Origin of the sequence: Candidatus Ancaeobacter aquaticus, from assembly GCA_030765405.1 — a bacterium.
Lineage (GTDB): Bacteria > Auribacterota > Ancaeobacteria > Ancaeobacterales > Ancaeobacteraceae > Ancaeobacter > Ancaeobacter aquaticus.
Genome location: JAVCCP010000081.1, coordinates 42793 through 52907 on the forward strand (window position 1 = coordinate 42793; position 10115 = coordinate 52907).

Consider the following 10115-nt stretch of genomic DNA (forward strand, 5'->3'; position numbering starts at 1 on the left):
TATACCCTTTATTTTATTGAATAAGCTACTGATTAGGTAATAATCTTACGAATTCTGGTTGCTTATTTGGCTCATCTTCATCCGCTTTCATTTTTCTATATACAAAGCATATAAGTCCCATGTGAAACCAAAATGGCTCCATAGTTCGAATAAGAATAAATACCGATAATGTTATTCCATTCACCATATATGCTACGGTTCCGGCAAATAGACCAATAGATAGATGCTTGATAAAATTATCATCCGTATTTCGAATTACTTTTATGATTGTGTAAAGTGCTACAAATAAAAGGAGGATAAATATTACAAAGCCAACTATTCCAATGGATGTTAGTTCCATAAAATATTGGTTATCTACACCTCCAAGGTCAAATGAGCCTGGCCCATTGCCTAAAATAGGGTGCATTTTCCATTTACGTATTGCTTTTTCCCACATTCCAAGCCTATCATCCCATGATGTCATGCCTACCGTTTCTTGTGTCAAAAGAGTGTTAATAGAAAAGATTCTATCAAGGATCTTTTGTGGTAAAAGCACCTTAAAAAATATGGCGAAGCTTGCAAGAGGAATCAATAATATCCTATACCCTTTAAATAATGTTAATGTCAAAACCCCTGCAGCCAGAGCTATATATCCACCCCTCGAAAATGTGAGAAAAAATGGGACTATGATCATAACTGCAAGTAAATAGAAAGGAATACTCCTAACCTTAAATTTGTAATGCACTATCATTGATAATGTTAGGCACAAATTCATTACAAAATATGATGCGATTGTATTTGCCTCACCTAAATCAAAAGGGCCATGAAAACGCTCTGGCATTTGACCTACAAAAATCATTCCAAAGCCCCATAAACAAGTAAGTCCACATACTAATAATGACAGCATAAAAAAGAATTTTACGTCTTTGATTTTCTCAATATTATTTAATACGAGAAAAAAGATAAACGCATATTCAATTTTTTTAAGTGTAAATAATAAAGTAGTTGTTACTGATACAGTTCCGTGGGCAACACCATTAATCGATGATAATATATTTATGAGTAGAAATAACAGCATTATCATGTTTACTGGACTTCTTTTCCATGTTACTTCTTCAGATAAAAATGCCATTTTTGCAAGCCAACCAAAGATAATAGTGATGATAATAAGGTCATCTAAACGAAATGTCATTGCTCGTCCGGCAATATCCTCCTTAGAGAGTAGTAGTTCAGGCGAAAAAATTACAAGGAATATGAGAACAAACATACCCCAGCGCACATCATAGAGGGTAAGAAAAAATAGAATAAAAAGTCCAAGTGCTCCAAAAATTACTGTAGGTGAATAAATATTTATTATGCGTCCGAAGTAAAATAAAAAAGCTACTAATACAATGAAAATAATTGGTTTAAGTATGTTAGGTGATTTGGCCATAAATTAAAGTCCGTTCTTACCTCTAAAATAAAAATAGGGACAGCTAATTCCGTCCCTGTGTGATTGAATAATATATAAACATAAATTAATCTATTATAGAGTTATTTTTTCATAGCTCCTTTTTTATCTGAGCTATAATAGTAATAATAATACCCTTCTCTCGTAACATCAACAGCATTAAAGACAATACCGACAACGTATGCATCGATTTTTCTTAGCAGACTTAACGTTCTCATGGCAGCATCACGGGGTGTTTTATCAGCTAATATTACCAACAGAATTCCGTCTACCATCGTAGATAATATAGAAGCATCTGTTACAGTTAGAACTGATGCTGAATCTAAAAATATAATATCAAAGAAATTAGATTGTTCTTTAAGCAGGTCTTTCATTTTTTCAGTCCCAATCAATTCAGACGGATTTTTTGGGATATGTCCAGCAGGTAAAACAGTAAGGTTATCAATGCCGGTTCTCACTAATGCTTTATCCCAACTGTAATTACCGCGCAAAACATCCGATAATCCAGGATCTTTATTGATATTCAGCATACTGTGTACAGCGGGTCTTCTCATATCTGTATCCACTAAAAGGACATTATTCCCAATTTCTGCCAATGTAATCGCAAGATTTACCGCAGTTAAGGTTTTTCCTTCTTCTGGACGACAGCTTGTGACAAGAATGGTCTTTAAGTTCTTATCTTTGTTAATATAATTTAAATTTGTGCGTAAAGTCCTATAGGCTTCTGTGATTGGAGATCGTGGATCACTGTGAGCAATAATCTTCGATGATATTTGAATCTGTTGCTGTTTTAAATGTTCATTAATTTCTTCTTTCATAAATTAGCACCTATCTATTCTTGTTTTGATGGAGAATATGATTCGCGTGCAGGTATTTTAGGTATAACACCTAAGACTTGCACATTTAAATATCTTTCAACTTCACTAATACTTTTCAGCGAAGTGTCTAAATGTTCTAATAAGAATGCCATGCCAATACCAATAAATAAACCTAATAATGCACCTAAAATACCTTTTTGAGCTTCGGAGACTTCAATTGCATGTTTAGGAAGTATGGCAAGATCAATAATTCTAACGTTACCACTTTCCATGGATTCAGCTATTTTTATTTCTTCTAATTTCTCGAGTAGTGTGAGATATGTTTCCTCACTGATCTTTAGCTGGCGGGTTAATTTTAAATATTCTGCCTTTTTACTGGCAAGATCGTTGAGCTGTTCAGTGAAATCTTCCATTTGCTTCTTTAGCGCGTCTTCTCTGACTTTTAATGCCTTAATAACAATTTCAAGATTAATATGTTCATTAAGCAAGTTTTGATAATTTGCCCAGGGATCAAGACTGGGCAAACCCTCTTTGGATACTATTGAAAATTCTGCACGTAAATCTTTTACTGTTGCATCGATTTCTTTTTTTAATTCTATAAGTGCAGGATGCTTGTCCGTATAATCTCTCAACAATAACGATCTTTGCAACTCTAAAGATATAAGTTTTTCACGTAATCCTTCCATTATAGTTGATTGAACATTTGCTAAAGAAGGAACAGCTGTTATATTTAAATCTGAAAGCTGTTGTTTTAATGCTTGTAATTTTGACTCCGTAATTTCTCGTTCTGATTTTGTATCAATATAAGTATTTTCAATAATTGAAAGCCGTTGAATCTCTTTCTCAATAGTTGTATATTGTTCTTTTGTTTTAAATGATGTTAGTTTATCTTCAGATTCTTGTAATTTCTTTGCGTATGAATCTACTTGTCTCTCTATAAATTGTCTTGCAGTTTGTGTTTCTTGACTGCTTGCTTTCATACTTTGTGATACAAAAGCTTTCGCGACAGAATTGGCAATATCTCTTGCTTTTATTGGAGTGCCTGCACGTACTTTTATAACGAGCAAATTCGTGTTACCTACCCTGCTTACTGAAATACTTTTTCTGATATGATCAACAACATTCCCAGAATTAAGCCACTCTGCTTCCCCGCCTCTTTCTTTAACAGCTGACATCATATTAAGCTTAAGAAATTTCACCGCATTGTCCGCAACAGTACGACTGGTAATTAATTCAGCCTGTGTTTCCAGCTGAGTGCTTTTCAAGGGAGATGAAAGACCCTCTAAAAGTGGCGTTGATTGAGCAGGATTTTCAATCAATACCGTAGTAAATGCCTCATAAACAGGAGGAGGTGTTGGCGCAAATATAAGAGAGGAAATGGTAACCGTAAAAACACATAAGAGTATAATCCACTTTCTCTTATACAGTATTAGTAAATAATCACGTAATGTAATCTCTTTTAAATCAACCATGGTATATTCCCTTATTCACATTATGTTATTTTAACATTTGATTTACTTCGGACTTATCTAATAATTTTGCCTTTTCTTGCTTTTGTTTGCTATGCATGGGGACCTTTTCATTATCGTTTACATCTGCTTCGTGTTTAAGAATGAATTGTCCGCTGTCTGCTTTGAAATTGTATGGACTATGATCAATTTTGAACTTAAGTATTTTTTCTCTCTCTTTCATTGAAGCTTGCGTAATAGTTCTTTTAATTTCATCATCCAAAATCCGAGGAGTGATAAAAATTATGAGTTCATTTTTTTCTATATCTTCAGATTCTTGTCTAAAGAATGTACCAATAAAAGGTATATCTCCTAGTATGGGTATTTTATTGGTACGATTAATCTTCTTCTCATTGATTAAACCTCCAATTACTAATGTTTTGTTGTTCATAATATTTACTTTTGTAGTAGCTTTACGGGCAACTCTGATGGGTACATTTTCGTTAAACCCTTGTATGAAAGATACTTCAGGGGCTACTTCTAAGTTTATTTTTCCGTTATCTCTAATATGCGGTGTTACCGGCAGAAGTATTCCATAATCAAGAAACTTTGTTGTAAACACAAAACTGTTAGATCCGAGAACAAGACCGCTTCCAGATAATTCTCTATAGGGATAGGATGTTATGATCTGTATATTTGCTCTTTGGTTGTTTTCTACAACAATTTTAGGATTAGCAACAATTCTTCCCTTATTTTGACGAACCATTGCATTAATATACGAAGAATATTTGTGCTTTGATATTACTTTTCCGAAAAAGAAATTACCGCCATCTCCAAGCTGCGGCATTAAAATGTCACTAATCTGAGTAATATTTCTACCTATATTTCCAGTTTGGCCAGCGGCTACTGCCATCGGAAGAGAAACGGGAGTATTATATTTACCCATAAAATCATCACGGCTTATATGCTGCATCATTAGATCGAATTGGAGATCATTGTCATTGGTGATAGTGAGTTCAATGATCTCTGCCTCAATCAAAACTTCTTGTGTTCTTTTATCTAATGACTCCAGCTCATTTACGAGATTGGTGATTTCTACTATTTTTGCGGCAGTATCTGAAATAATAAGTGAATTTGAACCTATATCTGATGCAAGTGTTCCGTTGTCAGAAAGTGCGCCGGAAAGTGCATCTATGAGACTTTCGGCATTAGAGTTCTTGAGTGGAATTATTTTTGTTAGTATCTCTGGCTCTTCATCATACCCCATTGATGATGTTTGTGTCATTTGTGATGCATACCCGGCTTTAACCTCAAGTTCCGGGTTTTTTATATATGTACGAAGTGCTGTTAACAGATCCTTTTTGAAGGTGTTGTATGTAACCCCTTCAGCCTTCACTTCCCCCACAAGAGGTAGTGTAACATTTCCATCTTTTGATACAGTCACCACTCTATCGAGATCTGAATGCCTCTTGACTGTAATTATAAGACTATCCCCGCTCCGAATAACATCATCTGCGCTCGCAATCAATGTATCAGTAACACTGATCAATGAAAAAGATATAATAAAAACACATAAAATTAAACGATGCATCTGACTCCTTATTGACATAATTCCCCCATTATTTATTTTCAATTTTATATTTCTCGCCTTCAATGATTAATAATCTCTTGCGTGCCTTTTCCATCCACTCCAACGTAGATGATTTATTTAGGGCAGCTTTCATATAAAACTCTTTGGCTTTAGTCATATCTTCTAGACGTTCATATGCATATGCTATTTCATATAATTCATGTCCGTCAGAAATATTATTGTTATTTCTCAGCATTTCCTCATAGATCTTTATAACATCAGTATATTTATCAGTTTTTTTATAACAATTTGCAATATTTTCTAAAGAAGCGTTCACTATTTCTTTTTCCGGATTAACTTTCATTGCTTTTCTGAACTCTTGAATTGCCTCATCATATTTATTTTCTTTTGCTAAAATATTGCCGAGCCAATGATATGAATAACCTGCTCGCTGACTGTCAGGAAACATAGATATTACCTTATTATATTTCTCCTTAGCGCTTTTATTATCACCGAGTATCTCATAACACGCTGCAAGAAAATAATAAGCGTCTTCAACAAGAGGGTTTTGAGGGTATTTTTTAATAAATTTACGATAGTAGATTGACGCGTTTTTGTAGTCGCGAAGAGAGTGGTATTTTGAAGCATTATTATATATATACTCAGAGCTGGATGTTTTTTTATAGTACATAAATGAGAATAGAACTACCGCGCATAAAACTAGAATAACGATAGTCTTTTTTGTTAAACTTTTTCTATGAATTTCAGCAACTTGCTTTTTCTTTTCATGCTTAATCTTTTCTTCAAATATCTCTCTATCTTCTTTTTTTAAATCAACAAGGTAGTTATCATCCATATCTTCCGGTTTCTTTGCAATACCTATATGTCTTTTTAATTTTCTCGCACGATCGCTTTTTTCAATTTGCATAGCACGATTTGGCGGGCCGTACATGATTACGATGAAATCTGTTCCATTATCAAAGAATTTTGGATCTGGAAGATTCAGTTCTTTTAGAGAGTTTTTTATGCGGGTAACACCGGTGCCGAGTTTTTCAACATATTTACCCATATAATATAGCGCTTCCATCAGGTTTCGATTACGTAAAAATTGTATGTTTTCAATATTCGTAACTGTTAAAGATGAAGTTAATCCCCCCGGAGAATAGAATTCAAGTCTATCATCAAACATGTATACCCGGCACGTTGATCCTGTCATACTATAGTCTCTGTGAATAAGTCCATTGACAATAATTTCACGAACAGCATCGAGAGGATATTCTGGAATATCAGTTCTTTTTAGCCCTTTAACTGTGCCATATAATTTCATGTTTCTGACAAAAAATAACTCTGCCGCGTTAATAATTTCTGGAATTGTCCCTCGTATTTCCTTCTGTTCAATTATGTGCCCTGCTTTATTTGTTCCAGAAAATTTGACCATCTTGAGACTGCTTGCCCATAAATATTTCTGAGGATTTTTGCCAAATAATAGCAGTCCGGCAATGGTCGGATGTATTTTATTTCCTACCTTTTTGATAAGATTCATTTCTAAAAGTATTGACTCTGCGGTCCCATCGCTTGATTTAATATCTCGATTATTAAGGACTTTACTTGCGAAATCCTCAATAAGGTCTTTATCTAAGTCATCATATGTCGATTCTAATACTGGGGTTTCATCGTAATCTTGTGTATATTTCTTATCTGCTGTATCATCCATAATTTTTAACCCTCACCGAATTTTTTAAAATGTTTTCTTTCCTGCTCAACATCTTTCCTCATCCAGCCTTCAATATTTTTCATAAGATGGTAAAAATCAGAAAGTGTTACCTTATCATCATCGCGACTGACAGACGATGTTGCATGGCCTCTAATCTTATTGACATACACATTATACTGAGAGTCTGTCATAGAGGCTTTGTTATAAAAATATCCTGCAATAAGACCCAACATAAGACAACCAATGACGATTAAGGCATATTTATTAAGTAAAATATGTTTAATATAATAGTCGATAGTTTCCCTTTTTCGAGCAATCTTTGAAATATAATCTTTTTCAATCCGTTTTTTGTCTAATTCTATTTCCTGCGCATTCTGCTCAACCTGTTCTTTAAGGGCATACCATTTTTTTTGTATGAGCTGCTTTTGAGATACATCACTTTTCCCATAATAATTTTGCATTGTTTCCATATAAGGTAATTTGCCGAATTTAGCTCTATGGAGAACGTATTTTATTAGCGATAAGAGGTAATCAATATCAAAAGGCTTTGTTATATAGTCAAAGACACCGTAGTTCTCTGCTTCTATAACTGCATCTTTTCTTTTCCCGTATGCGGAGAGGATAATAATACTGACGGTATGATCTTTTTTGCGGATTCGTTTGATAGTCTCAATGCCATTAATGCCGGGCATCATCACATCAACCATTATGAGGTCAAATTTGTCCTTTGAAGCTATCTCCACGCCTTTTTCCCCACCAGATGCTGTCATTACATCGTAACCTTCTGATGAAAGGATATCCTCAATCAACGCTGAAATAGATTCTTCATCATCTATAACAAGAATCTTTATTAGCGTGTTATTAGTTTCTTTCTTTGTGTGATTCGATGGCATTATTTATTACCTGTTCAATAATATTAATGTCAAAAGGCTTGCCTATTTCCCCATAAGCTCCAAGTTTTATTTCGTTGAGATCTGTTTCCGGTGACCCATATGCAGTTATAATAATGACAATTGCAGTTGGATTGATGTCCTTCATTTGCTTAAGAACATCAATCCCATTGGCCTTTCCCAACTTTAAATCAAGGAGGACAATATGCGGTTTGAGTTCTTTAAATTCGTCAATAGCCTCCAGAGCAGTTTCTGCTGTTTTGATGGTGTATCCCTTTAAACTAAGCATATCAAACAACAGTGTGCGAATATTTTCTTCGTCATCAACAACAAGAATTTTTATATTTTCATTATTCATAATAGCCTCAATTACAGGGTAATTTTATTGTAAATGTCGTTCCTACACCAATTTTACTGTGAACGCATAACTCACCGCCAAAGTTCTCTATAATATTTTTACTTACAGCCAGTCCTAATCCTGTACCGCTTCCTACTTCCCATTTTGTGTAAAATGGCTCAAAAATGTTTTCAATATCTTTCTTATCTACACCCACACCTGTATCTTTAAACTCGATATCCAAAAAATCATTTTGATGAGTTGTTATAGTTAAATCCCCTCCGCTTGACATTGCTTTCACCGCATTCAAAATTATATTGATAACGACCTGCATAAACTGATCGCCGTCAATTTGTATCTTCGGGATATCAGTATCATATCTTTTATACAGTGAGATGTTTCCCTTTTTTAGGTCAGCTGTCAATAAATTTAATGAATTATCTATTACATGATTAATATCAGACAGCTGAGTTTTTGTTTTATTAATTTTTGCAAAATTAAGCAAATTATTAAGAATTCTTGAAATCCTTTCTACTTCACTTTTTACAACAGTTAATATTTTTGTGGTATTTTCATCAGTAGCACTACGCATAAGTTGTTGCACTCTGCCATAAATCGATGTGAGAGGATTATTTATTTCATGAGATAAATTTGCTGCCAGTTTACCTATCGCGGCAAATTTTTCTGATCGAATCAGTTGCTCATGTGTTTTTTTGACTTCGGTTTTCGCGTGCATTAAGTGTTCAATAAGCTGCGCATTATCTATAACGGAGGCTATTTGAAAGGCAAGTGGCTCTAATATCTTTCTATCTTCTTCGTTGAAGGGTTTTTCATTGATCTTATTATTTATATTCAATACGCCTATCACCGTATCTTTGATCTTGAGGGGAACACATAAAAGTGAAGAGGTTAAATATCTCTCTTTGTTTCGTTCTTTAAATCTTCCATCATCAGCGATATTGGAAATCAAAAGCGATTTTCCCTCGGCTAACACCCATCCGGAAACACCTTCTCCAACTTTAATACTTGTTGAATCAATAATATTCTGCTGCAAGCCAGCGGCTTCTTTTATTTCAAGTTCTCCCGTAGCATCATTTATAAGCATCAGTGAACATATTTTTACTTTCATTGTGTAGGTAATTAGTAACACGATCATTTTAAATAATGTTTCAAGATTAAAAACTGAGCCGGTAATTTTACTTGCTTCATAAAGCAGGGATACTTTTAGATCTTTTTCTTTTATCAGTTCCAGAGATTGCGCATGGAGTATCTCATGCAGTTTATGGATTTCTGATGATGATCTGTTTTTTTCTGAAGCTCTGAGCACAATACAAGATATATATTCACAAGAGGTATAGTTTTCAATACATTCAAATGCACCTTGGGTTATATATTGAGTTATCTCCTTTTCAGAAGGTTTTTTGGTAACGATAATATACTCAAAAGATGTTGCATGATTCTTTTTCCATTGCAATAAATCGTTGATTTTATAATCGATAGAAGTAAGGTTTATAATGAGAACTGTTATGGCATTGTTTCTGATAGCATTAAACAGATTCTTGTTGTTATCTTCATGTAAAACTGAAAAAGTCTTTGGAAGTGTAGATGTTAAGTCTTTATAAATTCTATCGGTAGTGTCAAAAACCAATATATTTTCATTTGTAACAGAACGCGTATCAATATTTTTCATTTTTACCTGTTAAACTAGTTTATGTGTCGTTTAAATTATTAGTCTGATATTGTACAAACATTAGTGATGAAAATCAAGCAATATGTATAACAGACAACGATTCCGCAACAATACGCATAAGGTATGATTTTAAGCTTAATTAGAGGTTTTTAAACAAAGGGTCATATTCGCGAAAGGATTTCGCTTAAAAAATTGGATTACAAAAGACGATTATATCTA

General features: G+C 33.9%; 8 protein-coding genes. All 8 read right to left on the reverse strand.

Annotation, left to right across the window (positions count from 1 at the left end; translation table 11 throughout):
* Positions 1-25: 25 nt before the first annotated feature.
* A complete protein-coding gene (locus P9M13_11065; GenBank protein ID MDP8263824.1) occupies positions 26-1411 on the reverse strand; it encodes a hypothetical protein in 1386 nt (461 codons plus the stop codon).
* A 101-nt stretch (positions 1412-1512) separates the two neighbouring features.
* Complete coding sequence (locus tag P9M13_11070) at positions 1513-2247, reverse strand: CpsD/CapB family tyrosine-protein kinase (protein ID MDP8263825.1); 735 nt, start codon at positions 2245-2247, stop codon at positions 1513-1515.
* A 14-nt stretch (positions 2248-2261) separates the two neighbouring features.
* Complete coding sequence (locus P9M13_11075) at positions 2262-3719, reverse strand: GNVR domain-containing protein (GenBank protein ID MDP8263826.1); 1458 nt, start codon at positions 3717-3719, stop codon at positions 2262-2264.
* 25 nt (positions 3720-3744) lie between these two features.
* On the reverse strand, positions 3745-5286 hold the full coding sequence (locus P9M13_11080; protein MDP8263827.1) for a polysaccharide biosynthesis/export family protein: 1542 nt from the start codon (positions 5284-5286) through the stop codon (positions 3745-3747).
* Between the two features lie 28 nt (positions 5287-5314).
* Positions 5315-6979 carry an ATP-binding protein gene (locus tag P9M13_11085; protein MDP8263828.1) on the reverse strand — a complete coding sequence of 555 codons (1665 nt, stop codon included), beginning with the start codon at positions 6977-6979 and terminating at the stop codon, positions 5315-5317.
* A 5-nt stretch (positions 6980-6984) separates the two neighbouring features.
* Complete coding sequence (locus P9M13_11090) at positions 6985-7872, reverse strand: response regulator (GenBank protein ID MDP8263829.1); 888 nt, start codon at positions 7870-7872, stop codon at positions 6985-6987.
* Positions 7841-8227, reverse strand: coding sequence for a response regulator (locus P9M13_11095; GenBank protein MDP8263830.1), 387 nt, complete (start codon positions 8225-8227; stop codon positions 7841-7843). Before P9M13_11095 ends, P9M13_11090 begins: the two co-directional genes overlap by 32 nt.
* Before the next feature lie 7 nt (positions 8228-8234).
* Positions 8235-9896: an ATP-binding protein gene (locus P9M13_11100; GenBank protein MDP8263831.1), complete on the reverse strand. Its 1662-nt coding sequence runs from the start codon at positions 9894-9896 to the stop codon at positions 8235-8237.
* Positions 9897-10115 lie beyond the last annotated feature (219 nt).

Bases quoted from the DNA above. Each gene is read 5' to 3' on its own strand.
- P9M13_11065 (MDP8263824.1), bottom strand. From the start codon at position 1,411: ATGGCCAAATCACCTAACATACTTAAACCAATTATTTTCATTGTATTA.
- P9M13_11070 (MDP8263825.1), bottom strand. From the start codon at position 2,247: ATGAAAGAAGAAATTAATGAACATTTAAAACAGCAACAGATTCAAATA.
- P9M13_11075 (MDP8263826.1), bottom strand. From the start codon at position 3,719: ATGGTTGATTTAAAAGAGATTACATTACGTGATTATTTACTAATACTG.
- P9M13_11080 (MDP8263827.1), bottom strand. From the start codon at position 5,286: ATGCATCGTTTAATTTTATGTGTTTTTATTATATCTTTTTCATTGATC.
- P9M13_11085 (MDP8263828.1), bottom strand. From the start codon at position 6,979: ATGGATGATACAGCAGATAAGAAATATACACAAGATTACGATGAAACC.
- P9M13_11090 (MDP8263829.1), bottom strand. From the start codon at position 7,872: ATGCCATCGAATCACACAAAGAAAGAAACTAATAACACGCTAATAAAG.
- P9M13_11095 (MDP8263830.1), bottom strand. From the start codon at position 8,227: ATGAATAATGAAAATATAAAAATTCTTGTTGTTGATGACGAAGAAAAT.
- P9M13_11100 (MDP8263831.1), bottom strand. From the start codon at position 9,896: ATGAAAAATATTGATACGCGTTCTGTTACAAATGAAAATATATTGGTT.